We start from the raw sequence: 24805 nt of genomic DNA, 5'->3' as shown, positions 1-24805 counted from the left end.
GCTTATCCCTTTATCTTTCCAAGGTTTCACACTTAAATCCAAATTTCGAATAACATATAAAAATAGTATCAAATTAACTGACGTAATAATATAAATAATCACAATAATCTATTAATACACTTTAGTTCGCTAATATGGTAGCAGGTTGAAGTTATTAATAGTTTACCCCTGCCCCCACCTTACGTCAAGGAAAATATGCCTAATCTCATTACTTCAAATACCTTTGCAGTCTTGGTTATTCTTCATGATCGGTTTAGGTCCAAACGGAAGGAGTTGTACCTTTTCGCCCAAATATTTCTTCCTATTTTTAACCTTTCTCTGTTATTAATGTATACCTTTTGGTTTAGCTGTTTTATAATGTTTAGGAGTTTGGTAATATTAGAAATTTTTAGGGGGATTTGGTAATGAAGAAATATTTTTCGTTTATTGTGGCAGTTATCGTTCTTTTTTCACTGGGTTTAAGCGGAACGAAGAGTTTTGCGGCAACTAAGATCAACCAGGATGAACTTAATGCATACCTTACCGAAGTTAGAATGACGCAAGAAGAATTGGAAGAGTATTTATCCTATTACGACTTATCATTGAATGAACTGAAATCAGTAGAAGAGTTGCGTGATACATTAGGACCGACCGTCACTCCTAAGACCATACAGAATCTACTTAAAAAATATGAAATGACAGAAGCAGAACTTACGGAATTATTAATAGAATACGGCGAACTGGAAGAGGGGGATTCGATCATCGATACCTTCCATTTCATTTACGACATTGAGGATATCATCGATTTAGAAATGGATTACGATGAGGAAGAGATGGAATATGATGATGAAGAGATCATCGATTTAATGGATGGTCTCTTTACTGAGATCGGCCTTACAGACGAAGAGCTCGACAGATTCATGAACCACCTTTTGCCTATCGTCGAAGACCCTTCTTTTGAAGCTCGTTTAATGGCGATCTCCGATAGGATGGATCAACTCGAGTATTTTGAAACAATTGATGAATTATCTGCTGAACAAGTGGCAGAATTGCTTTCCATATATAATGATCTTCAAAGCTTGCTGCAAATTCAATCCAAATTCGCCTTAATTCAGGATGGTGTCACGAAAAACCTATCCCTTGAGGCTTTATTCCAACTTAGGGAATTGACGAATGCTAGTTTACTAGTTTCCATTTATGATTTAAACGGCAATTTTTTGTTCGATTTTACATTGACAGGTGAAATGATCGGTTCCGATTTAGTGAAAGAAACCGGTAATGACATTAAACAATCCACTGAGGTCATTTCTAAAGTGGTTGAGGTAAAAAAGGAAAAGAAAAAATCCACAAAACCCAATCATAAAACGGAAAAAGGCGGAGTGCTTCCTAAAACGGCTGGTAATTACTTATTCGGCGCTTTAATCGGTTTAGCGTTGATGGGTATAGCTTTCGGATTAATCAGAAAAGCGAGACTCACTAATTAAGATGAGCAACAATAGGCAATCCAGGCATAAGAAAAAAACGTTACTTATCACTGGTGTTTGCATTTTAACCTTAGGTTTTTATTTTACAACGACAAATGCCTATACGCTGATAAAAGGCTATGCCCTATATAAATGGAATAAATCTGATACAACGGAAGCGACGGCTAAGCTACCCGAACCGAAGTCGAAATCTGATATTCCCGATGGGCTTGAACTATATGAGCAACGACCGGAGACAGGTGATTTGATGGGTGAGCTTTATATTCCAAAAATCAAGGCAACACTTCCAATTTATCACGGAACGGACGAAGATGAACTCGAAAAGGGCGTCGGCCATTATGCGGCGTCCGTCCTCCCCGGCGAAAAGGATAATTCCGTTTTATCCGGACACCGGGATACAATTTTCAGGGATCTAGGTGATGTCGGCGAGGGTGACTTGCTGATTGCCAAGACAGAAGCCGGTACGTTTACATATAAAGTGAGGAAGGTTCGTATCGTCGATGCAGATGACCGTACCGTGATCGTTCCCAAGCCCAAGGCCACACTTACAGTAACAACCTGCTATCCTTTTTCATATATTGGTAGTGCACCGGAACGATACGTATTGGTTGCCGATTTATTGAAATCGGAGATAGGTAAATGAGATTCGGGGCTGAAGTTGTTCTGCCCCCTCTTCATAAATCTTTAATAGATGATAGGAGGACAGGCTCAACATGGATGAACAGGCACGGCAAAGGTTTTTTCAAATTTTAAAAGAAACGTATGAAGCAACGGTGAACCAGGAAAATGTATCAATCAACGAAGTGATAGAGCATCTAAAGAGTGAACTGACTCCGTTATACCCATAATGCCATTAAAAAGGACTTGCCACATATATGGGCAAGTCCTTTTTCTCATAAGGAAGTTTGCTGCTCTCTCTCAAGCATTTCCTCTTTGGTATATATGATTTTCATTGGATTTCCCCCGACGAAAGCTCCCTCCGGAACATCCTTATGTACAAGCGTCCCCGCAGAGACAATCGCCCCATTACCAATTGAAAGTCCTGGAAGAATGGTCGAATTGGCTCCAATCAATACTTCATCACCAATGACAACATCTCCTAAACGATATTCATGAATCAAATATTCATGAGCAAGAATCGTCGTATTATAGCCAATGACAGTATTCATCCCAACCGATATTTTTTCCGGAAACATCACATCCGGCATGACCATCAAGGCAAACGAAGTATGCTTTCCTACTTTCATATGTAAAAAAGTCCTGTATAGCCAATTCTTCATGCCCAGAAAAGGCGTATAACGCGCTAGCTGTATCACCACAAAATTCTTTACGACTTTCCAGAATGGAACGGTCTTATATACATGCCATAGTGAATTTGCCCCTTCAACTGGATAGCGGGACGTGCGTCTCATTTTCTAGCCTCCGTGAGTTTTTCAACCTCAACGATATTCAATAAATCCGCCATCTGCTCAAGCATATAATCTGGGTGATAACTTTCCAAGAATTCACGGCCTTTAATGGACCATGAGACCCCCGCCGTTTTTGTACCTGCATTTTTACCGCCCATAATGTCATGATAATTGTCGCCAATCATGATCGCTTCTTCAGGAACCGAACCTAGTTGATTTAAAGCTTTTACCAAAGGCTCTGGGTCGGGCTTTGCCTTTTCCACTTCATCCAGTGTGACCACCACTTCAAAGAATTGATCCAGTTTGCTTAAACGCAGGCCCTTTTCGACGACATCACGCTTCTTTGTCGTAACAACTGCCAATTTATAACCGCTCTGCTTCAACGTTTGAACGGTTTCGAACACCCCGTCAAATTGTGTGACAAGCAAATCATGGTCCCTCCAATTATGCTCCCGATAGTAAGCGATCATTTCATCCACTCGTTTTGGATCAATGGAAGAGAAAGTATCGACCAAAGTCGGCCCGATAAATGGAATGATATCTTCCCGATTGAACTTACCAGGACAAAAGTGGTTTAAAGTTTCCGTAAAAGAGGCGATGATCAATTCATTTGTATTGATCAACGTCCCATCAAGATCGAATAATAATGTAGTTATCTTACTGTTCATATTACAGCTTCCTTTCTCTGTACCCTGTCAGTCCGATTCCATATAAACGCAACGGCCATCGTTAAAACAATGGCCGTGAGCAGCCGAATAAGCAACAACGGCAAGACCGGAATCCCCAGCGGAATAAAAATCAGTGTGTCTTCTACAACAGCATGGCAGGCAACTAAAAAGATGAACGCAATCGTCATATCCTTCTTCGAAACATTATCTTCTTTAGCAGCTTGAATCATTACGCCCGCCCCATATGCCAAGCCGAGAGTCAGGCCTGTAACGAAAGGCATGGAAGCATTCGGCTTCATCCCCAGGACCTTCATGAAGGGAGCAAGGGCTTTCGAGAAGGCTTCCAGCCATTTTAAATCTTTCATGATTTGAACCGCCACCATGAGCGGAATAACGATGACCGCCAGCTGACCGATGCCTGAAAGGGCCTGGAAAACCCCATGTAAGAGGATTGCACCTGCTCCGTTAATCTCTGCAGCCTCCCCGATAGCCACTCCTTGGGCCATTTCAGATCCGCCCTGCCAGACAAGATTGATGACGATCGCTGATAATAGGGCAAGCCCGATCCGTACTGTTAAGATGATCCACAGCTTGACACCGGTTTTCATCGCCACACCTGACTCGATCAATAAATTATGTGAAAAAGATAGCATCATAGCAATAATAAAAACTTCTTTCACAGTCAGATCAAGTGTTAATATGCCAGCGATCGCCGCGTATAAATTCAGGAAATTCCCTAACACAAGCGGAATTGCCGCGTCCCCTGGAAGACCGATGAGATTCATCAAAGGCGCTATCAAGTTAATGATGAATGGCAATACAGGCGTATATTGAAGCACAGTGACGATCAAAGTGACTGGAAATATCACTTTCCCCAAAGACCAAGTTGTATTCAAGCCTGAAAGAAGTCCCTTTTTAACCGAATTTACTATCACTATGCCCTCTCCCTTTACACATATTCCCTATGCATCTAAATATCTTTTGTTTGCATGCCCGCTGACCCTTCTATAGACCACTAAAGCAATGGCTACAACCACCAACACAATCGAGATCACTTGTGCGATACGCAGTGACTCCGTCAGCATCAAACTATCCGTCCGCAATCCTTCAATGTAAAAACGGCCGATGGAATACCATAATACATATGTTAAAAAGAGTTCTCCCCTGCGCAAGTTCACTTTCCGTAAACTTAAGAGGATAATGACACCGGCGATATTCCAAATCGATTCATACAAAAAGGTCGGATGATAGTACGTCCCGTTTATGTACATTTGATTTATGATGAATTCAGGCAAATGCATATTTTCCAGGAATGACCTGGTTATTTCTCCCCCATGCGCTTCCTGATTCATGAAATTTCCCCAACGGCCAATCGCCTGCCCCAACAATAAGCTCGGTGCAGCAATATCCGCCAGCTTCCAAAATGACACTTTCCTGACCTTGGCAAAAACGATGGCAGTCAGCACCGATCCAATCAACGCACCATGTATGGCAATTCCGCCATTCCATATTTTTATGATATCCCCCGGGTTTTGTGAATAGTACTCCCATTGAAATATCACATAATAAATACGGGCACAAATGATCGCGATCGGGACAGCAAACAAAATCATATCCGTAAATATTTCCTTATCAAGACCTCTCCGCTCAGATTCCCTCAAAGCGATAATAAGACCCAATAACACACCGAAACCGATGATCAGTCCATACCAATGTACCTGGATGGGGCCTAGATCTATCGCGATTGGATTCAGCGGCTGTATTCCTTGTTCCATTTTGTCCCCTCTTTTCCTATAACCTATTAAAATTCATCATGTTCCGGATCTGCAATGGCATGGTTCAAGCGATCTGAAAACTGTTCCGCAGCATTTACTCCCATTCGTTTCAGGCGGTAATTCATGGCTGCCACTTCAATGATAACAGCTAAATTTCGCCCTGGACGGACAGGTACGGTTATTTTCGTCACTTCCGTATCGATGATTTTCATTTTTTCTTCATCAAGACCAACCCGGTCATACTGCTTGTTTTTTTCCCATAGTTCCAGATTGATGACGATTGAGATCTTTTTGTTGCTCCGGACTGCACCAGCTCCAAAAAGTGTCATTACATTAATGATTCCCAACCCTCTTATTTCAAGAAGATGTTCGATTAAATCCGGGGCATTCCCCACTAGCGTATCTTGGTCTTCCTGCCTGATTTCGACGCAGTCATCGGCTACGAGACGATGACCCCGTTTCACCAATTCCAGGGCTGTCTCACTTTTACCGACTCCGCTTTTCCCGGTGATCAACACCCCTAACCCATAGATATCCACCAATACACCATGAACAGCAGTAGTTGGTGCCAACCTGCTTTCAAGGAAATTGGTCAGACGGCTGTATAACCTTGTTGTCTTCATATTAGATCTCATCACAGGAACGGATTCCCGCTCTGAAGCTTCGATCAATTCTATCGGCACTTCCTGACCACGCGTAATGATGATGCCTGGAGTAAAGTCCCTGCACAACTCTTCCATCCGCTGTATTCGCTCCGGTTCATTCAACCGATTAAAAAAGGACATTTCCGTCATACCTAAAAGCTGTACTCGATCCGCGGGATAATAATCAAAAAAACCGGCTATTTCAAGTCCGGGACGAGATAAATCACTCGTGACTATTGGTCGGTTAATTCCTTCTTCCCCACTGATAAGTTCTAGACCGAACGCTTCTACTATATCCTTTGTACGGACTTTTGCCATATATCTTTCCTCCTTTTGGAGCGTTGCTATTTTTCGAGATACTTTTTCTATTTTAGCATTTTTCTGTTAATAACCAAACAAAGCATTATCGATTTATTGTTTTTTTATTCACAGACCCGGATGATGACAGCGGTATGGTCCCCGTAAACTGGAAAGAGATGAGATGAAACTGCAGAATACTAAGAAAGCCCGCCTGTTTAAATTGGCGGGCTCACTTTGCAGACAAAAGGGTTTTAGAAAACGTATCTTTCATCAAATAATGTTCCCGAACCTCCTCCAAGCAACACCCCTTAGATATGATTTCTATCAAAATTTAATAATAAAGTTGATTGAAGCAGGTGTGCGAGACTCCTGCGGGAAAAGCGTATCCAGAAGAGCTCCCCGCAGGCGGAAAGCGAGTGCCGGGAGAAGAAATCAACATCCAAATTGTACAAGCCATAAAAAAATGTAGCCAAGCCCGCTTTTCACCGAGTTTGGCTACATTCTGGGCCCGCCAGTTATATCTGCGGGCTTTCTTTTTCTTCAAGAGACCGTTATCGCTGCTGTCTTGGTTTCTGCAAAAACATGAAGCACAGGAACTTCTTCCTTAACGGTTTTAAACTTAAGGACCTTCTGAACCACATCACTTTTCTCTTCGATGATGGTCATCCCTTCCAAAGTTACATTAAAGCTTCCTAAATTTGATTTCAACTCTCCTTCGATCGCCTTCCCTTGCGGCAGGGTCAACTGGACTTTTCCAGTGATTGACTTAGCATGGATCGAATCGCAATCCATCCCTGAATTCGTACAGATGATTTCCCCATTGAAAGTTTGAACATCCAATTTCTTGAAGTATCCATCGGCATTAATCGCTCCATTCAAGGTCTCGGCTTCCAGGTCATTAAAGTTGGTATCCGAAATGGTGATCATCCCGTTAGCTGTTTCAAGCTCACACGAATCACCGGTACCCTGCATGATATGAATGGCACCATTCGCCGTCTTCGCTTTAAGGTTCTCTGATTTCAATGATTCAGTCGTGATTGCGCCATTGAACATCCTTACATGGATATCCTCATATTCCTTCCTTGGGATGTACATGATCGTATCAACCTTTATGGACTTTTCACGAACCTTGAACCTCAATTTTCCATTTTCAATCGTGAAATCGACTTCTTCCAAAAAGTTCTTCCTGGCTTCTTCTATATCTTCCACACGGTATACTTTAGCTTCGCATTCAACCCGGACATCATCATGGTCCCATGCGGCGATTTTTATTTTCCCATTTGCTATATCCACATCAACTTCATTCAGGAAATCATGATCATGCTGGAAAATATGATTGACCTCCACAGATTTCCCAAAGTTGAAATCAAGGTCCGTTTCTTTGATTTTCTTAAAAGCACTTTCAACGAAATCAATGATCTTTTCTTTCGATGACTGGATATTCTTCTTAAACGTGTCCTGAGTGCTTCCCTCGCTTTTCTTATCCACGACTACCGTCGATAATTCATTTTGCAATTTCTGCTCTTTAGCTTCACTTTCCTGACTGGCTTTATCTAATTCTTCCAATAAGCCCATGGCTTCTTCCGCCGATAACTTTCCATCCTGAATCATTTCCAATATTTTTTTTCTTTCCTCCTGCATGAACATTCCTCGCTTTCTTCTTTCATTTTATTCATACATACGCCCAGATATCTAAAAAGTTTCATAAATACCATTTTTCCCATCATTCGACAAAGGGAAATGACAATTTCCGAAAAGGATGATGTATGATTTCCCCGGAAATATCTTGTTTTCCTATTCTTTAATCAAATGATTGATTAAATGCACACCGTCATTTTTCTACAAAAAAACAAGCCGGATGGCTTGTTCTTTTATGCATGTTCATGCTGAGTTTCTTTTTCTTCAATCCAATTTTCCATGCGAATTTGATCACGGGTAAGTACAGGTTTTAAGTATTTACCCGTATATGATTCGGAAACCTCACATATTTTTTCAGGAGTTCCATAAGTGACGATCGTACCGCCCTTATCTCCGCCTTCCGGACCCAGGTCAATAATATGGTCCGCCGTCTTGATGACATCCAGATTATGCTCGATCACCAAAACTGTATCCCCATTGTCAACCAGCCGCTGCAGAACCTTTAGCAGCCTTGCTATATCGTGGACATGAAGTCCGGTAGTTGGTTCATCCAAGATATAAAAGGAGCGCCCAGTGGAACGGCGATGCAATTCAGAAGCAAGTTTCACCCTTTGCGCTTCACCGCCTGATAAAGTGGTAGCAGGCTGCCCAAGCTTGATATAACCCAAACCGACATCATAAATCGTTTGTAGCTTCCGTTTGATTTTCGGGATATTTTCAAAGAAACTAACGCCTTCCTCAACTGTCATATCGAGAATGTCGGAAATGTTTTTCCCTTTATATTTCACTTCAAGAGTTTCCCGGTTATAACGTTTCCCATGACAGATTTCACATGGGACATAGACATCCGGAAGGAAATGCATTTCTATCTTGATAATGCCATCGCCTCGGCACGCTTCACAGCGGCCGCCCTTCACATTGAAACTGAACCTTCCTTTTTTATAACCGCGGATCTTCGCTTCATTAGTTGAGGCAAATACGTCACGAACATCATCGAATACACCCGTATAGGTAGCCGGATTCGATCGTGGGGTTCTGCCGATCGGTGATTGATCGATATCAATGACTTTATCCAAATGCTCAATTCCCTTGATCTCACGGAAATCGCCTGGTCTGGCTTTTGCCCGATTCAGCTTTTGAGCCAACGATTTATGGAGGATCTCATTCACTAATGTACTTTTCCCTGATCCAGAGACTCCTGTAACGGCTGTAAAGACCCCTAGCGGGAATTTCACATTAACGTTTTTCAAATTATTTTCCTTGGCACCTTTTATCTCAATGACACGGCCATCATTTTTCCGGCGTTCCAATGGCAATGGAATGAATTTCTTCCCTGCTAAATATTGGCCCGTTAAGGATTTAGGGTTATTCATGACCTCTTCCGGAGTACCAGCGGCCACTATTTCCCCTCCATGCGCTCCTGCTCCAGGACCAACATCGATCAAATAGTCCGCAGCAATCATCGTATCTTCATCATGCTCGACAACAATCAGGGTGTTCCCGATTTCGCGCATATTCTTCAATGTTTCGATCAATCGATCGTTATCCCTCTGATGCAGCCCTATTGAAGGTTCATCCAAAATATAGAGTACCCCCGTCAATCGTGAACCGATCTGCGTAGCCAATCGTATACGCTGCGCTTCGCCGCCTGATAATGTCCCCGCTGCCCTGCTCAACGTCAAATATTCCAAACCTACATTAGCCAGGAAACCGAGCCGCTCGCGAATTTCACGTAAAATCAATCTCGCAATTGCCGCTTCCTTTTCAGTCAAATCAAGTTTATCGAAAAATACTAACGCATCTTCCACTGATAAAGCTGTCGTTTCACTTATATGTACCCCTTGAATGAGCACGGAAAGACTCTCTTTTTTTAAACGATGTCCCTTACAGGTCGGGCAGTGATGTTCCGACATATATTTTTGCATTTGCTCACGAATATAGTCTGAACTCGTCTCCTTGAAGCGCCTTTCGATGTTTCTTAAAACTCCTTCAAAAGAAATATATCCTTCTTGCACTCTTCCAAAATCATTTTTATAACGGAAATATATCTTATCTTTACCTGAACCAAGCAAGACCTTATCCATCTTCTCTTCCGGTAAATCTTTAACGGGCACATCCATATCTATCCCATAATGGTTGGCTACCGCTTCAAGGAGCTGCGGATAATATTGAGAGCTCGTCGGCTCCCATGGCGCAATCGCATGTTGACGGAGGCTTAATTCGTTATTCGGGATGACCAGATCACGGTCCACCTCAAGCCTCGCCCCCAAGCCATCACAATCCGGGCATGCCCCAAACGGGCTATTGAAGGAGAACATTCTCGGTTCTAACTCTTCAATCGAAAATCCGCAGTATGGACAAGCATGATGTTCACTGAACAGCAGCTCTTCCTCACCCATGACGTCAATGATGACTTTGCCCTCGCCAAGCTGCAAAGCACTTTCCAATGAATCCGCGAGCCGCGCCATGATACCCTCTTTAATGACGATCCGGTCTATGATGACCTCAATTGAATGCTTTTTATTTTTTTCGAGAGTTATCTCCTCACTGAGATCATGCATTTCCCCGTTCACCCGAATGCGGACATATCCTTGTTTCTTGACTTCCTCCAAAACTTTTGCATGTGTCCCTTTTCTGCCTGAGACAAGCGGTGCCAACACTTGAAGCTTGGTCCGCTCAGGGTAATCAAGAATGCGGTCCACCATTTGCTCAATCGTTTGTGAGGTGATTTCAATATTATGGATCGGACAGGTCGGCCTGCCGACCCGTGCAAATAACAGCCTTAAATAATCATAGATCTCCGTAACAGTCCCTACGGTTGAACGAGGATTTCGACTGGTCGTTTTCTGGTCTATGGAAATGGCTGGTGACAAGCCTTCGATCGCATCGACATCCGGTTTATCCACTTGGCCTAAGAATTGACGGGCATAAGCGGACAGTGATTCTACATAACGTCTTTGCCCTTCTGCATAAATCGTATCAAAAGCCAAGGAAGACTTTCCAGATCCGGATAATCCGGTCAGCACAACAAGTTTGTCTCTCGGTATCGTGATATCAATATTCTTTAAATTGTTGGCCCTGGCGCCTTTTATCACAATTTTATCCATTGCCATGTTTCGTCACCCTTCCGCTTTCAACTCTAGTAATAAATCACGCAGCTCGGCAGCTCGCTCGAAATCCAGTGCCTTTGCCGCTTCCTTCATTTCCTTTTCCATGCTCTCCATCACTTTTAAACGCTCTTTTTTAGGGAGCTTCGCGAGGCTTGGTGCAAGGTCTTCTTTATATTCTTCGCCTTCTTCGGCTACATGGGTCGCCCTTATGGAGTCACGGATATCCTTTTGAATGGTTTGAGGCATTATTCCATGCTCTTTATTATAGCTTTCCTGGATTTCACGGCGCCGCCTCGTTTCATTGATGGCAAGTTCCATCGAATTCGTGATGCGATCTGCATACATGATGACATGGCCGTTGGCATTACGGGCTGCACGGCCCATCGTTTGAATAAGCGAACGTTCCGAGCGAAGGAACCCTTCCTTATCGGCATCCAGTATGGTCACCAATGACACTTCCGGTATATCCAGGCCTTCCCTTAAAAGGTTGATTCCAACGAGTACATCATATTTGCCCATTCGAAGTTCCCGGATGATTTCTATCCTTTCCAAGGTCTTCACTTCCGAATGAAGATATTGGACCTTGATGCCGATTTCCTTTAAATAATCAGTTAAATCCTCAGACATCTTTTTCGTCAAGGTCGTAATGAGCACACGCTCGTTCTTTTTGACGCGCTCCTGTATTTCACCGATCAAGTCATCTATCTGCCCTTCAATCGGCCGCACTTCCACCGTCGGATCCAGCAATCCGGTAGGACGGATGATCTGCTGAACCATTTCTGGCGTATGTTCGAGTTCATATGGTCCCGGAGTTGCCGAAACGAATATGGATTGATGTACCTTTTTTTCAAATTCCTCAAATCTTAGCGGGCGGTTATCTTTTGCCGACGGCAGACGGAAGCCATGATCGACGAGCACTTGCTTCCGAGCCTGATCTCCATTGAACATTCCGCGGATTTGCGAAAGGGTTACGTGTGATTCATCCACGACCAATAGGAAGTCCTCTGGAAAGTAATCCATTAAAGTGTATGGTGTCGCACCTGGGGGACGAAGGGTTAAATGGCGGGAATAGTTCTCGATCCCTGAACAAAAGCCCATTTCCCGCATCATTTCCAAATCATAACGGGTCCGCTGCTCCAAGCGCTGTGCTTCAAGGAGTTTTTCATCTTCCCTTAATTCCTTCAATCGCTCTTCCAGTTCCGTTTCGATATTTTGAATGGCTATCCGCATTTTCTCTTCGCGGGTTACGAAGTGGGAAGCCGGGAAAATCGCGATATGTTCCCGTTCACCAGTGATTTCACCAGTCAGGGCATCGACTTCACGGATACGGTCAATCTCATCCCCGAAAAACTCGACCCGTACGCAATGCTCATCACGTGAAGCTGGGAAAATTTCGACTACGTCACCGCGAACGCGGAAGGTCCCCCGTTGGAAAGCAATATCATTCCTCTCATATTGAATATCCACGAGTCTGTGCAGCAAGGCATTCCGGTCTATTTCCATGCCTGTCCGGAGGGAAACGACCATCTCCCGGTACTCTTCAGGGGAACCGAGCCCATATATGCACGAAACACTGGCAATGATGATGACATCTTTCCTTTCGAACAAAGAAGAGGTTGCCGAGTGTCGCAGTTTATCGATTTCATCATTGATGCTTGCATCTTTTTCGATGAATGTATCCGTGGATGGAACATAAGCCTCTGGCTGGTAGTAATCATAATAGCTAACGAAGTATTCTACGGCATTATTAGGGAAGAACTCTTTGAACTCACTGTAAAGCTGCCCCGCCAACGTTTTATTGTGGGCAATGACAAGAGTCGGTTTGTTGATTCTTTGAATCACATTGGAAACGGTGAACGTTTTCCCTGTCCCCGTCGCCCCCAATAACGTCTGCATTTCCTTGCCTTCCTTAATCCCTTCGACTAGCATGTCAATCGCTGCCGGTTGATCTCCTTGAGGAGAGTATTTTGAGACTAACTCAAACTTATCCTTCACCAAGCATAGCCTCCTATTGAAATATTTTTATATGAAAACGGGACATGCCTGTATCCCTTCTATTTATTCCGATTTAATAAAGCATATATACACATTCTACCACAATAGCCTTAAAACAAACCAGAAATAAGCGAACATCTATTCTATTTTTTTGTTCTAAGGACTTCATGATGTGTTGAAGCGAATGGCATCTTTGAGTACAAAAAAAGCACCTTTGGTGTCAGGCGCTCTTGGATGTACGTTTCATCATTCTTTTTGATAACCAAAATCCCACTGTCAGGGATAAGGCATCCACGATGATCAATAAGTTTGTATGCGTATAACCTTTATATGCGGAAGCTGTAATCAAGGCAACAGTTAAAACAAGACCCACGACATTGTTATAGGTGACTCTTGAAAATAGCATGACAAGTAGACAAGGAAGGAAAAGGGCAGAAAGAAGTTTAATCATTTTTTCATCTCCTTTATAAGAGAAAAATAGAGTAGTTTCAGTTTAAATGATTATTAAGTTTTTTGCCAATCAATTTCCTTCTTGATTTTCAAGCATCATCAGAAGAGCATTCCATACATCCTCCAATTATGCCCATAAAAAAAAGAGGCAAACCCCTTTAAAGGGAAGTTTGCTTCTTTTCAGCCCAATCAATATGGATCCGCTTCATGTCCTTTTTTAACGGCGTCCTCAGGGTTATCTGTCCCGCCCAGAGGTTTTGAAGAGTTTGTATGTTCAGAAGCCGCGGCCAGTCCCTCTTTCAATCTGCGGCCATACTCTTCATCGGCCTCTTCGGCAAGAGCTATCATTTTTTCCTGAATGCGCTTGTCGGCAGGAGCCAATGCCGCCACTAAATTAGAAATTAAATCGTCTTTTTCCCAATCCTCGAATTCACGGAATGTTTCACCAGCCTGTTTCGTATTGTTTTGGCGATCGATTGTCTCACGAACAAGTTTCCCTTCCACCATCGGTGTATACTCCTTGCCCGTCTGCTTAGCTTCCTTCAAGCCGCCGACAGTTGATGGTTCGTAGTTGATATGGGGGCTTTGGCTGCCTCTGCCAACTTCATATTGCATCTGTCCGCCAGTCTGATTCGTGGCTGTCGGTTTCTTCGGAGCATTAATCGGCAATTGCAGATAATTCGCACCAACACGGTGACGCTGTGTATCGGAATAAGAGAATGTACGTCCCTGTAACATCTTGTCATCAGAAAAGTCCAGTCCATCCACCAGGACACCGGTGCCGAATGCAGCTTGTTCGACTTCAGTGAAATAGTCTTCAGGGTTTTTATTCAATACCATCGTACCGACATGCAGCCATGGGAACTCATCTTTCGGCCAGATTTTCGTATCATCCAGCGGATCAAAATCCAATTCAGGATGATCATCATCACTCATGATCTGTACGTTGAGATCCCATTCCGGATAGTCTCCGCGTTCAATCGCTTCATATAGATCCTGTGTGGCATGATTGAAATTCGTAGCTTGAATTTCATTTGCCTCTTGCTGTGTCAGGTTCTTGATCCCTTGTTTCGGTTCCCAGTGATACTTGACAAGCACCGCTTTCCCTTCCTCATTCACCCATTTATAAGTATTGACCCCTGACCCTTGCATCATGCGGTAGTTAGCCGGAATGCCCCATGGGGAAAATACAAAGGTGATCATATGGAATGTTTCAGGTGAGCTCGAGCAAAAATCGAAGATCCTCCTGCCGTCCTGAATGTTCGTGACCGGATCGGGTTTGAAGGCATGAATCAAATCCGGGAATTTCATGGCATCACGGATAAAGAAAATTTTCAGGTTATTTCCTACAAGATCCCAGTTTCCATCCTCCGTATAAAATTTAACCGCAAATCCCCTGGGATCACGTAACGTTTCCGGGGACGTCCCTCCATGAATAACAGATGAAAATCTCACGAATACCGGGGTTTTTTTACCCTCTTCCTGAAAAACCTTCGCTCTCGTATATTTTGAAATCGGCTCGTCCCCCGCTTTACCGGTCGGAACGAAATAACCATGTGCACCTGCACCACGGGCGTGCACCACCCGTTCAGGGATACGCTCCCTATCGAAATGGCTGATCTTTTCCAGGAAATCATAGTTCTCAAGTGTACTAGGTCCTCTGTTTCCTACAGTTCTAAGACTCTGGTTATTCGTTACCGGGTGACCTTGCCTGTTCGTTAATGTTTCTTGCGATTCATCATTTGGTTTTTTGGATTTATCGGACAAAAATATCCCTCCCCTGTTAATAAAAGCCATAATACTATTATACTTTCCCCTATTCCCTATATTTCACTCTTCAATCTTCAAATTTAATTGAAAATATTTGAAACTCCCCTATATACGGCTGACCATATGTTTATGCCATTAACAACCGGTGTAAATCATATAATGATATGAAAGCTTTGAAGCATTCAGTAAAAAACATGGAGGAAGCATACCCATTTTTGTTTATGACAACAGCGCTCCATTATAATGAACTAAGGATAAAAAATTTCAAAAAACGGGGTGCCTTCATTGGACGAATCAATATTAGGAAGACTTGGCAGGATGATGTCTGGAAAGACCGGTCGTTGGATTGTCATTGCTGTATGGATAATTGCAGCAATCGTATTAACCTTCACATTGCCTGCCGTTAATGATCGAACAGCAAATAATGCTGCAGACTTGCCCGAAGACTCACCTTCTGTCGTGGCTGATGAACTTATTAAAGAAGAGTTTCCAACATCCTCTGGATTACCTGCCCTCCTTACATGGCATCGGGAAAGTGGACTGACGGAGGCCGACTTGGCTGAAATCCAGTACCTTTCCAAAGAACTGACAGATAACCCATTGACACAGCAATCCTTTTTACCGCCGCTTCATGAAATTCCGTTGCCTGCTCTTCAAGGATCGGTTTCAGAAGATGGAACGACTTTTGTACAGCCGCTTTTCTTTAAAGAAAAGACCGAGACCGAAATTCTCGAAAAAAATCTTGAAAGCATTAATGAAGCTGTATCGGAACGCATTGGATCGGACCCATTCAAGGTCCCGACAGATTCAGGTAAATTATCCCTTCGAGTGACAGGCCCTGTAGGGATATCCGTCGATGCAACGGGTTTATTTTCAGGTGCTGATTTCAAATTGCTGTTAGCGACAGTAATACTTGTACTTGTCGTGTTATTACTCATTTACCGCTCTCCTCTTTTAGCCATCATTCCTCTAATCGGAGTGGGCTTCGCCTATATTGTCACGAGCCCGATTCTAGGATTCATGGCAGATCATGGTTGGATTACAGTCGATTCACAGGCGATTTCAATCATGACCGTATTATTATTCGGGGCCGGAACGGATTATTGTCTATTTTTAATTTCTCACTACAGAAGTGAATTAAGGAATCATGAAAGCAAACGGAAAGCCATGATCGCTGCATTTAAAGATTCATCAGGCGCCATCGCGATGAGCGGCCTTACGATCGTCATCTCCCTGATAACATTGCTTGTAGCCAAATACGGAGCCTACCACCGTTTCGCTGTACCATTCAGCTTGTCCATTTTTATCATGATGCTGGCAGCTTTAACACTTGTGCCGGCATTACTTTCTGTATTCGGAAGGGCTTCCTTCTTCCCGATCGTTCCGCGTACACCCGAAATGGAAGGCCGCATCGGTAAATGGATCGGTCATATCGTCACGACCAGGCCATGGACTGTCATTCTTACATGCCTGATCATCTTCAGTGTTTTAGCTGGCTATTCTTCACAAATAAAATATTCATATGATATTCTCTCTTCCTTCCCTGAAGATATGAACTCCCGTGAAGGCTATTCTGTCATTTCCGACTCGTATTCACCGGGCGAACTTGCACCAGCCACAGTGGTTATCGATACCGATGGTGAAGATGTCGATTTAGCGCAGGCATTAGAAGGGATGAATATTGTTGAAAGTGTTGCCGATCCAGTCACAAGTAAATCCAATAAAGATCTGCAATCCTATGAGGTCACATTCAACTTGAACCCATATGCTTTCGAGGCCATTGATTCCATTCCGGAAATCCGCAAAATGGCGGAGAGAGAATTGAAGGCCGCCAATATATCTTCAGTTGATGAAAAGGTTTGGATTGGCGGGCAAACTGCGACGCAATTCGATAAAAGGGACACCGTAAAATCCGATGAATTCATGATCATCCCGATCATCATCGTCCTGATTTCCTTGCTCCTCTTAGCCTACTTGCGATCTGTGACAGCCATGGTGTATTTAATGGGAACAGTCATTCTCTCATTCTTTGCAGCAATGGGCTTAGGCTGGATAATCCTGCACCATTTCATGGGTGTCGATGCCATAGAGGGTACCATTCCACTTTATTCTTTCGTATTCCTGGTTGCACTTGGCGAGGATTATAACATTTTCATGGTTTCAAGCATTTGGCGTAAGAAAGAAACGATGCCAATCAAGCAGGCCATCAGAAAAGGCGTTGCCGAAACTAGTGGTGTCATCACTTCCGCCGGAATAATCTTGGCAGCCACTTTTTCCGTTCTAGCCACACTTCCGATTCAAGTATTGGTTCAATTCGGTCTCATTACTGCACTTGGTGTGTTAATGGACACATTCATTGTGCGCCCGTTCCTTGTTCCTGCAATCACCGCCCTACTTGGCCGACTTGCTTTTTGGCCGAGTAAAGTGACCACTCAAGAAGAGAAAGAACATGCCAATCACTAAAGGTGCCAGCTTTACTCTCCTTGGATAAGCAAAAACCCTGTGCCCGATAAATGCACAGGGTTTTTCATGTTTTCAAAATTAAGGAAAACTTTCAGTTGACACTATTGATTTCACCTCTTATAATTACATTAAGTTAAGATATCTCAAATTAAAGATATATAAATTCAAGATTAATAATCAGGAGGAATAAACATGACAAATACAAAATGGACCATCGATCCGACTCACAGTGCTATTGAATTTTCCGTAAAACATATGATGATCGCTAAAGTAAAAGGTAGTTTTAATAAGTTTGAAGCAAGCATCCTAGCAAACCCATTGGATCTAACAACTGCAGAAATTGATTTTACCGTTGATGTGGCCAGTATCGACACACGCAATGCAGACCGGGATAATCACCTGCGTTCCGCTGACTTCTTTGATGTAGAAAACAATCCTACTTTAACATTCAAATCAACAAAAATCGTGAAAACGAATGAAGATGAATATGATGTAACTGGAAATGTGACTCTTAATGGAATCACACAAGAAGAAACTTTCAGCATCACCTTCGAAGGCCAAGGGAAAGATCCATGGGGGAATGAAAAAGCAGGATTCAGCGGAAAAGGGAAAGTCAAACGCAGTGATTATGGTCTAACCTATAACGCGGCGTTAGAAACAGGCGGAGTACTGATCGGCGATCAAATCACGCTTACCATCGAAATCGAAGCAGCTAAAGAAGCTTAATGAAAAGAAAGCGGGCTTGCCTACAGTTCTTTTAAGTGTAGACGTTGATTTCCACTTCAGGCACTCGCTTTCCGCGGGCGGTTCGGGAGCCTCGGCGCCCTTGCGCCAAACCCCTTTTGTCTACAAACAGAAGCAGCAGCCATCACTAGGATGACTGCTGCTTTCTACATTTACCGGATTTACGAATTCCTCGTTTTATATAGTAAATAAATGAAGTATGGTGCCCCGATGCTCGCTGTGAAGACACCAGCCGGTATTTCCAAAGGTGAGAATAAGGTCCTTCCAATTAAATCCGCCACCATAACCAGGATGCCACCAAGCAAAGCTGAAGTGGGCAGTAACACTCCAAAACTCGAACCAACCAGCCTTCTGGCCATGTGGGGTGCCATTAATCCCACAAACCCTATTCCGCCGGCAAATGCCGTGGAACCACCAATCAAGGCCGTACTGATCATCAATAATGCAAACCGCTGTTTTTGGACATGGCCCCCAAGCCCCGTTGCAAGGTCATCGCCTAGCTCCTGTAAATTAATATTCCTGGCATACAGGAAGGCGATTAACAGGAATAGTATCGTCCATGGTGCCAGTACAGCGATATTATTCCAGGTGGAGTTAGACACTGACCCCGTGATCCAAAGGTTGGCCTGGCTCGCTTGATAGACTGGGCCAAGAATCATCATCATCGTAGTGAGTGCCTTCATTAAAGCCATCACCCCAATCCCGATCAACACAAGCCTTATCGGGGGAACTCCATTTTTCCAGGCTAATGAATAAACAAGAAGGGCCACGACCGTCGCCCCAATGAATGCGGCTAACGGCAGCCAATTGATGCTCACCGTTAAAGAATGATTCTTATCGCTAAAAATGGCCAGGAATCCAACGACCGCTACTGTCGCTCCTCCTGTTATCCCCAAGATATCCGGCGAAGCAAGTGGATTTCGAATCATCCCTTGAAGGATCCCTCCAGCTACAGCAAGGCCCATCCCTACCAGCAGGGCAACAATTATTCTAGGCAGCCGGAAAGATTGGATAATAAGCCGATCGCTCTCCGTCCCCCCTCCGATAAAGACCTGGAGGACACTTAACGGATTTATATTCATTTCACCCACTCCAGTACTGATCACAAAGACTAGTGAAGTGACTAAAAATAATATGAAAATCACGATCATAGCTTTTTTATCCATCAAGAATGATATTTTTTCATTAAATAAACGAAAGCTCTTATATGACTTCATCGGCCGCTGAACCCCTTTCTAGCAATATAAATAAAGAATGGGGTCCCGATTATGGCTGTCATGACTCCAACCGGAACTTCTCGGGGCATCAGGATATACCTGGATATGACATCGGCCGCAATCAAAAGCACCGCCCCGAAAAGTCCAGAGAAGGGAATCACCCACCGATGATCAATGCCTACTATAGAACGGGTAAGATGCGGAACGACGATTCCTATAAAGCCAATCGGACCCGCAACCGCCACCGATCCGCCAGCAAGCAGGATGATTGCCAGCCCCAGCACCAGTTTAAGGAAAACTATATTCAGTCCAAGACCTTTCGCAACATCTTCACCCATTGATAACACATTCATTTTACCGGACATGATCAAGGCAAGGCCCCATCCTACGACAAGATAAGGCAGGACGGCATTTAAATTGTCTAGACTTCTACCGGAAACGGATCCGGCAAGCCAGAATAGGACTTGATCCAAAAGAGCCTCATTAGAAACAAGAAGACCTTGTGTAAGTGAAGCTACCATGGCCGTCATGGCTGCACCAGCCAATGTCAGCTTCATCGGTGTCAAGCCGCCGCGCCCCATGCTTCCAATCATATATATGCTCATCGCGGCTATGGCCGCCCCTATGAATGAGAGCCATGTGAATACCTGAAGATTGCTTATCCCAAACAAAGTGACCCCAGTGACAACTGCCAATCCCGCCCCGGCGTTGACCCCGAAGATATCTGGAGAGGCCAGGGGGTTTTTAGTTAGCGTTTGCATCAAAACCCCCGAGATGGCTAAACTTGCACCAATTGCAGAAGCAATCAGGGCACGCGGAAGTCTTACTGATTGAATGACAATGTGTTCATTCGTCCCATTGAAATGGGTAAAAGCATCGATGGCCATTTTCCATGTTGTATCTGTATAACCGTATACAATGCTTGAGCACAGTAAAAACAGCAGCAAAAGAATGGTAATGAACAGCCCCATCCATTTCTGCCATGTATATTTTAATAACATATCCAGTTACCTTTCCAATCACGTTTGTATAGTAATATTTTACTGGTGGCACTGGGAATATGTCAATGAATTTGAGAATCATTTTCATTTATATATTGACAGAAAAGTATATTCATTTTATGATGATGCTGTTAAGTGCGAATGATTATCATTTGCTGAAAAATTGGGAGGGGTACATAGATGTTTAGATTCAAGTCATTATTAACGATTTTTACAATATTTGCAGTCTTTCTTCTAGCAGCTTGCGGGAATTCGGATGATAAAGCCGATGGAAATAAGGCTGAAGACAAGAAAGAAGATACAAGCTACACAATTAAGCATGCCATGGGCACTGCCGAGTTGAAAGAAACGCCTAAAAGAGTGGTCGTTTTAACAAATGAAGGTACTGAGGCATTGCTTGCTTTAGGAATTAAACCTGTTGGTGCCGTTCAATCATGGCTTGGTGACCCTTGGTACGACCATATTAAAGATGATATGGATGGGGTCGAAGTTGTTGGTGTTGAACATGAAGTTAACTTAGAAAAAATCGCATCACTAAAGCCTGACTTGATTATCGGAAGCAAGATTCGCCAAGAAGCTGTTTATGATAAATTAAGTGCAATCGCCCCTACCGTTTTCTCGGAAACGCTTAGAGGAGATTGGAAAGAAAACTTTAAACTATATGCAAAAGCCGTTAACCTTGAAGATAAAGGGAACGACGTTATTGCTGAATTCGATAAACACACAGAAGATCTTAAAGCTAAATTGGGTGATAAAGTAAATCAAGAAGTTTCCGTTGTTCGTTTCATGGCTGGAACTACCCGTATTTATTACACGGATTCATTCTCCGGAGTGATTTTCGATCAATTAGGATTTAAACGTGCAGAGCAACAGAAGGAACTGTTCACTGCAGATAATAAATTAGGTAACCTTGCCATCGAGGTAGGTAAAGAAGTCATCCCTAAAATGGATGGAGATCTTCTCTTCTACTTCACTTACGCTCCTGAAGGCGACAAACAAGCCCTAAGCACAGCAAAAGAATGGACGAATGATCCACTTTGGAAAAATCTTGATGCAGTTAAAAATGGAAAAGCTTATGAGGTTAGCGACGCTACTTGGAATACATCTGGCGGCGTAATTGCAGCTAATAAAATGCTGGACGATATAGAAAAGATCATGCTTGAAAAGTAATATTTTAAAAAAGGCCTTTCCCGATATAATTCGAGAAAGGCCTTTTTATTTTATAATAATGTATCATTAACCCACTTGTCCGCTTTCCTTTAATTGATCATCTACGAACAAGATGCCCAATTCGTAATGCTCCCCGTCAAAAAGGGCCCTTTGCACAAAGCGGATCTGTTCATTGTTATCGATGACCTCGAGCTTGCAATGTGCCCGGTTTATTTGGAGCGCCCTGTATAACTCTTCTTCTTCCCTGACGACGACCCCATTTATTTTCGAAATGACCTCGCCTTTTTGCAGCCCCATTTTATCTGCCGGAGATTGAGGGATAACGCCTAAAATCTGGACACCCAGCTTACTTTTCGAAAAATAAAAAGGAAGCTTTTGATCCATTGCCTTTTGGGTATAGTGCAGGAATTCACGACCAAGGATGGCTAAAACAGCCGTTATGATTGCCAATGGTGGGTACCAGTAACCAACTGCCGCCAATAGCGTAATCAAAATTCCCAATGCCCCTACCTTTTTGCCTTGCGCCCTAATGGCCAGTTCCGGAAGCGTCCCATGAACTTTTTGCTTAAAGCCGATTAAAATGGGCAGTACGATCGGCGATAGTGACATGTCCCCGATTGAAAAAACCGGATACCATTCGAAAGGCACTGGAAGTTGTCCTCCAGGAATCATGACGAACATGGGAATTAGCCAGATTCGCTGTGAAACATACACACCTATCGGCTGCCCCCTCTTGGATACCTCCAACTGAGGAGAGACCTTTTCACTTCCATTGCCAGCAATCAAAAACCCTTCAGCAATCAGTAATAATCCTATCAAAATAACCAGTGTCGGATATACGGACCGATCCAGCTGATTAAAGGCATCCTGAAATAAAGGCAGCTGGATGTCACTATCATATAAAAAGAAAAGGATAAAGAAGGTGAGCCCCACTGTATAAACGGGGGAAACAAACCTCTTTTTCATGGATAGCATGGATAAAACCGTAACCACTGCCATGATGAACAGAGCCGCCAAAGGAATCGCTAGTCCAGTAGCCAGCGTGAGGAAGGAAAGGATCAATCCCCATATCCATCCTTGAGGTAACATGGAACGCAGCTCCATGGAAGTACTGTAAATCTTCGTATTGAAATCATGGCGTTCCCGTTTAACGCGAAGATAGCCGATGAATAAACAATAGGCAATCGAAACATAAAGCAAAGGATGAAGGAAGAGTTTTCCTAATCCCATTAAGCATGCAATCAGCCAATCCGTTGTCAATTTCTTTGCACCATCCTCAACAGTAATCAAAATTTTGTCAAACTTCGTTCTGGTCAGTTACCTCCTATTCTATCAAATATGTAACCTTCATGCCTATTAAGATGCAGAAAAAGTAGTTTATCTTAAGTTTCTCCTAAACTGCCCTCATGATTGCAGGCGGGGTTCGATCAAATGCGAAAGAGGCACCATTCCAAGGGGAACGGTGCCATCAATTTATTTCACTAAATAATTCAAAGCCGTGCGTAACTGAATATCATTATCTTCATCCCGGATCTTATCCAGAATGGCGGATTCCAGATGTGCTGCGGTTTTAGCGTCCAGCTTACCAGTCACTTCCAGGCCAAATTGTTTTTGGAATGCCTTTACTGCAATCTCTGTACTCCAATCATAATATCCATCCTCACGACCCGGTTCAAATCCGAGTCCTTTCAGAATGTTTTGCGCATACTGGATTTGTTCATCATTCATATCCCGCTGCAACACCTTCTCAATAGCCAGCTGATGTGCATCAAAATACTCCGGTTGTTTCACTTCGATTGCCGGTTCGATCCCTTTTTTATGGATCCATTTCCCTGATGGCGTAAGCCACTTATATAACGTAAGTTTAATCTTACTGCCATCTCCCATTGGTACAGCTTGCTGTACAGTGCCTTTCCCGAAGGTCTTCTCACCGACCAATGGATAGCCCCCCGCCTCTTGCATCGCGCCAGCCAGGATTTCCGAGGCTGAGGCGCTGCCTTTATCCGTCAAGACAGCGACGGGATAAGCTTTCGCTTTCTTAAGGCTTGTAAAAAACGATTGTGTTTCTCCCGTTCTTTCCGCAATTTGCAAATAGGGTTTGTCTTTTGTGATAAACTCGCCAAGAATCGTTTCCACACTGGAAAGAAGGCCGCCCGGATTGCCGCGTACATCTATGACCAAGCCCTTGATTCCCTTCTTTTCCAGCCTCTTTAACTGCTTTTTGAAATCAGTCGCAGTATTTTCCGAGAATGAGGTCAACTCGATATAACCAATTTGTTCTCCCGCGACTTCCTTAATTGATGAAAATACGGTATCCAATGGGATTTCGGCACGCACCATATTGAATTCTAGAGGATTGTCCACCCCGGCCCGCTTTATTTCCATTTTGACGGGTGATCCTTTTTCGCCACGGATTTTCAGGCGTGTCTCATACAGATCCAAACCTTCTACACTCTCGCCATTCACCTTAAGGATTTGATCTTTCGGCTTTAATCCCGCTTTTTCAGCAGGTGAATCTTTGTACGGAGAAACAATGATGACCTTACCATCTTCCATTCCGATTTCAGTCCCAATCCCTTCAAAAGAGGAGTCCAGGGTTTCATTGAATTGTTTGGCGGTCTCCTTGTCCATATATACGGAATAAGGATCTTTCAACGCTGACAGCATGCCTTGAATGGCACCCGCGACCAGTTTGGAACCGTCCACCTGTTCTACATACTGACTTACGATCAAACCGTAAGCTTGTTCAACTTTTGCCCATTCCTTATCCTTCGATATTGCTTGGCTTTCATCCTTTACTTCATTCTTGGCCGAGAAGCTTGTCCAATATATGCCCCCCACTGCTCCAATGGCTAGTGACATGATGATTGCTAGAGGAAGTACCCATTTTTTGACCATATTTATCCCCATTTCTGACCTGATATGTATTTCACTATATGAGGGGAATGGAAAGAATATGCTTAAAGAAAATGGTGACACCACACAAAA

20 protein-coding genes are annotated in these 24805 nt (G+C 43.4%); 6 read left to right on the top strand and 14 right to left on the bottom strand.

Annotated elements, in window-relative coordinates:
* The first annotated feature begins 404 nt into the window (after nucleotides 1-404).
* From ACFRAK_RS01400 to ACFRAK_RS01390, 3 genes are all read left to right on the top strand, one after another.
* Complete coding sequence (locus ACFRAK_RS01400) at nucleotides 405-1463, top strand: processed acidic surface protein (protein WP_387601087.1); 1059 nt, start codon at nucleotides 405-407, stop codon at nucleotides 1461-1463.
* A gap of 1 nt (nucleotide 1464) precedes the next feature.
* Nucleotides 1465-2106 (top strand): class D sortase, encoded by a 642-nt coding sequence (locus ACFRAK_RS01395; RefSeq protein ID WP_387601090.1) that lies wholly within the window; start codon nucleotides 1465-1467, stop codon nucleotides 2104-2106.
* A 70-nt stretch (nucleotides 2107-2176) separates the two neighbouring features.
* A complete protein-coding gene (locus tag ACFRAK_RS01390; RefSeq protein WP_387601093.1) occupies nucleotides 2177-2311 on the top strand; it encodes a YwzD family small protein in 135 nt (44 codons plus the stop codon).
* Between the two features lie 45 nt (nucleotides 2312-2356).
* Here ACFRAK_RS01390 and ACFRAK_RS01385 read toward each other — a convergent pair whose 3' ends face one another.
* The 10 genes from ACFRAK_RS01385 to ACFRAK_RS01340 all read right to left on the bottom strand — a co-directional run bounded on the left by ACFRAK_RS01385 (nucleotide 2357) and on the right by ACFRAK_RS01340 (nucleotide 15249).
* Nucleotides 2357-2875, bottom strand: a complete 519-nt coding sequence (locus ACFRAK_RS01385; protein WP_192207107.1) for an acyltransferase — start codon at nucleotides 2873-2875, stop codon at nucleotides 2357-2359.
* Complete coding sequence (ppaX, locus tag ACFRAK_RS01380) at nucleotides 2872-3540, bottom strand: pyrophosphatase PpaX (protein ID WP_394571196.1); 669 nt, start codon at nucleotides 3538-3540, stop codon at nucleotides 2872-2874. Before ppaX ends, ACFRAK_RS01385 begins: the two co-directional genes overlap by 4 nt.
* Nucleotides 3537-4475, bottom strand: coding sequence for a nucleoside recognition domain-containing protein (locus ACFRAK_RS01375; RefSeq protein ID WP_387601099.1), 939 nt, complete (start codon nucleotides 4473-4475; stop codon nucleotides 3537-3539). The genes ppaX and ACFRAK_RS01375 overlap by 4 nt, the downstream gene beginning before the upstream one ends.
* Nucleotides 4476-4502: 27 nt before the next feature.
* Nucleotides 4503-5315: a prolipoprotein diacylglyceryl transferase gene (gene lgt / locus ACFRAK_RS01370; protein ID WP_387601102.1), complete on the bottom strand. Its 813-nt coding sequence runs from the start codon at nucleotides 5313-5315 to the stop codon at nucleotides 4503-4505.
* A gap of 26 nt (nucleotides 5316-5341) precedes the next feature.
* Nucleotides 5342-6277: an HPr(Ser) kinase/phosphatase gene (hprK, locus tag ACFRAK_RS01365; protein ID WP_076368260.1), complete on the bottom strand. Its 936-nt coding sequence runs from the start codon at nucleotides 6275-6277 to the stop codon at nucleotides 5342-5344.
* Between the two features lie 522 nt (nucleotides 6278-6799).
* Nucleotides 6800-7900: a DUF4097 family beta strand repeat-containing protein gene (locus tag ACFRAK_RS01360; RefSeq protein ID WP_387601106.1), complete on the bottom strand. Its 1101-nt coding sequence runs from the start codon at nucleotides 7898-7900 to the stop codon at nucleotides 6800-6802.
* A gap of 230 nt (nucleotides 7901-8130) precedes the next feature.
* The gene (gene uvrA / locus ACFRAK_RS01355) at nucleotides 8131-11010 is read right to left on the bottom strand and encodes an excinuclease ABC subunit UvrA (RefSeq protein ID WP_387601109.1); all 2880 of its coding nucleotides are present in this window, start codon (nucleotides 11008-11010) and stop codon (nucleotides 8131-8133) included.
* A 6-nt stretch (nucleotides 11011-11016) separates the two neighbouring features.
* A complete protein-coding gene (gene uvrB / locus ACFRAK_RS01350; protein WP_387601112.1) occupies nucleotides 11017-13002 on the bottom strand; it encodes an excinuclease ABC subunit UvrB in 1986 nt (661 codons plus the stop codon).
* Between the two features lie 220 nt (nucleotides 13003-13222).
* On the bottom strand, nucleotides 13223-13453 hold the full coding sequence (locus ACFRAK_RS01345; protein ID WP_192207123.1) for a CsbA family protein: 231 nt from the start codon (nucleotides 13451-13453) through the stop codon (nucleotides 13223-13225).
* Nucleotides 13454-13641: 188 nt separating this feature from the next.
* Nucleotides 13642-15249: a catalase gene (locus ACFRAK_RS01340; protein ID WP_387601116.1), complete on the bottom strand. Its 1608-nt coding sequence runs from the start codon at nucleotides 15247-15249 to the stop codon at nucleotides 13642-13644.
* Between the two features lie 258 nt (nucleotides 15250-15507).
* On the opposite strand from ACFRAK_RS01340, the gene ACFRAK_RS01335 reads away from it, so the two are divergent.
* On the top strand, nucleotides 15508-17685 hold the full coding sequence (locus tag ACFRAK_RS01335) for an MMPL family transporter (RefSeq protein WP_394571195.1): 2178 nt from the start codon (nucleotides 15508-15510) through the stop codon (nucleotides 17683-17685).
* A 192-nt stretch (nucleotides 17686-17877) separates the two neighbouring features.
* The gene (locus ACFRAK_RS01330) at nucleotides 17878-18411 is read left to right on the top strand and encodes a YceI family protein (RefSeq protein ID WP_260286313.1); all 534 of its coding nucleotides are present in this window, start codon (nucleotides 17878-17880) and stop codon (nucleotides 18409-18411) included.
* 179 nt (nucleotides 18412-18590) lie between these two features.
* Here ACFRAK_RS01330 and ACFRAK_RS01325 read toward each other — a convergent pair whose 3' ends face one another.
* Both ACFRAK_RS01325 and ACFRAK_RS01320 read right to left on the bottom strand, forming a co-directional pair.
* On the bottom strand, nucleotides 18591-19646 hold the full coding sequence (locus ACFRAK_RS01325; protein WP_387601125.1) for a FecCD family ABC transporter permease: 1056 nt from the start codon (nucleotides 19644-19646) through the stop codon (nucleotides 18591-18593).
* Nucleotides 19643-20647 carry a FecCD family ABC transporter permease gene (locus ACFRAK_RS01320; protein ID WP_387601128.1) on the bottom strand — a complete coding sequence of 335 codons (1005 nt, stop codon included), beginning with the start codon at nucleotides 20645-20647 and terminating at the stop codon, nucleotides 19643-19645. The genes ACFRAK_RS01325 and ACFRAK_RS01320 overlap by 4 nt, the downstream gene beginning before the upstream one ends.
* A gap of 180 nt (nucleotides 20648-20827) precedes the next feature.
* Between ACFRAK_RS01320 and ACFRAK_RS01315 the strand changes: the two genes are divergently transcribed.
* Nucleotides 20828-21817 (top strand): ABC transporter substrate-binding protein, encoded by a 990-nt coding sequence (locus ACFRAK_RS01315; protein ID WP_387601130.1) that lies wholly within the window; start codon nucleotides 20828-20830, stop codon nucleotides 21815-21817.
* A gap of 66 nt (nucleotides 21818-21883) precedes the next feature.
* On the opposite strand, the gene ACFRAK_RS01310 is transcribed toward ACFRAK_RS01315, so the two are convergent.
* Nucleotides 21884-23107 carry a PDZ domain-containing protein gene (locus ACFRAK_RS01310; protein ID WP_387601133.1) on the bottom strand — a complete coding sequence of 408 codons (1224 nt, stop codon included), beginning with the start codon at nucleotides 23105-23107 and terminating at the stop codon, nucleotides 21884-21886.
* Nucleotides 23108-23290: 183 nt separating this feature from the next.
* Nucleotides 23291-24715, bottom strand: coding sequence for a S41 family peptidase (locus ACFRAK_RS01305; RefSeq protein ID WP_387601136.1), 1425 nt, complete (start codon nucleotides 24713-24715; stop codon nucleotides 23291-23293).
* Nucleotides 24716-24805 lie beyond the last annotated feature (90 nt).

This window comes from Peribacillus sp. NPDC056705 (assembly GCF_043656335.1).
Note: the sequence above shows the minus strand (reverse complement) of the source record. Positions and strands in the feature narration are given on the sequence as shown.

Coding starts and splice junctions, on each gene's coding strand:
- ACFRAK_RS01400 (WP_387601087.1), top strand. CDS start 405: ATGAAGAAATATTTTTCGTTTATTGTGGCAGTTATCGTTCTTTTTTCA.
- ACFRAK_RS01395 (WP_387601090.1), top strand. CDS start 1,465: ATGAGCAACAATAGGCAATCCAGGCATAAGAAAAAAACGTTACTTATC.
- ACFRAK_RS01390 (WP_387601093.1), top strand. CDS start 2,177: ATGGATGAACAGGCACGGCAAAGGTTTTTTCAAATTTTAAAAGAAACG.
- ACFRAK_RS01385 (WP_192207107.1), bottom strand. CDS start 2,875: ATGAGACGCACGTCCCGCTATCCAGTTGAAGGGGCAAATTCACTATGG.
- ppaX (WP_394571196.1), bottom strand. CDS start 3,540: ATGAACAGTAAGATAACTACATTATTATTCGATCTTGATGGGACGTTG.
- lgt (WP_387601102.1), bottom strand. CDS start 5,315: ATGGAACAAGGAATACAGCCGCTGAATCCAATCGCGATAGATCTAGGC.
- hprK (WP_076368260.1), bottom strand. CDS start 6,277: ATGGCAAAAGTCCGTACAAAGGATATAGTAGAAGCGTTCGGTCTAGAA.
- ACFRAK_RS01360 (WP_387601106.1), bottom strand. CDS start 7,900: ATGCAGGAGGAAAGAAAAAAAATATTGGAAATGATTCAGGATGGAAAG.
- uvrA (WP_387601109.1), bottom strand. CDS start 11,010: ATGGCAATGGATAAAATTGTGATAAAAGGCGCCAGGGCCAACAATTTA.
- ACFRAK_RS01345 (WP_192207123.1), bottom strand. CDS start 13,453: ATGATTAAACTTCTTTCTGCCCTTTTCCTTCCTTGTCTACTTGTCATG.
- ACFRAK_RS01340 (WP_387601116.1), bottom strand. CDS start 15,249: ATGGCTTTTATTAACAGGGGAGGGATATTTTTGTCCGATAAATCCAAA.
- ACFRAK_RS01330 (WP_260286313.1), top strand. CDS start 17,878: ATGACAAATACAAAATGGACCATCGATCCGACTCACAGTGCTATTGAA.
- ACFRAK_RS01325 (WP_387601125.1), bottom strand. CDS start 19,646: ATGAAGTCATATAAGAGCTTTCGTTTATTTAATGAAAAAATATCATTC.
- ACFRAK_RS01320 (WP_387601128.1), bottom strand. CDS start 20,647: ATGTTATTAAAATATACATGGCAGAAATGGATGGGGCTGTTCATTACC.
- ACFRAK_RS01315 (WP_387601130.1), top strand. CDS start 20,828: ATGTTTAGATTCAAGTCATTATTAACGATTTTTACAATATTTGCAGTC.
- ACFRAK_RS01305 (WP_387601136.1), bottom strand. CDS start 24,715: ATGGTCAAAAAATGGGTACTTCCTCTAGCAATCATCATGTCACTAGCC.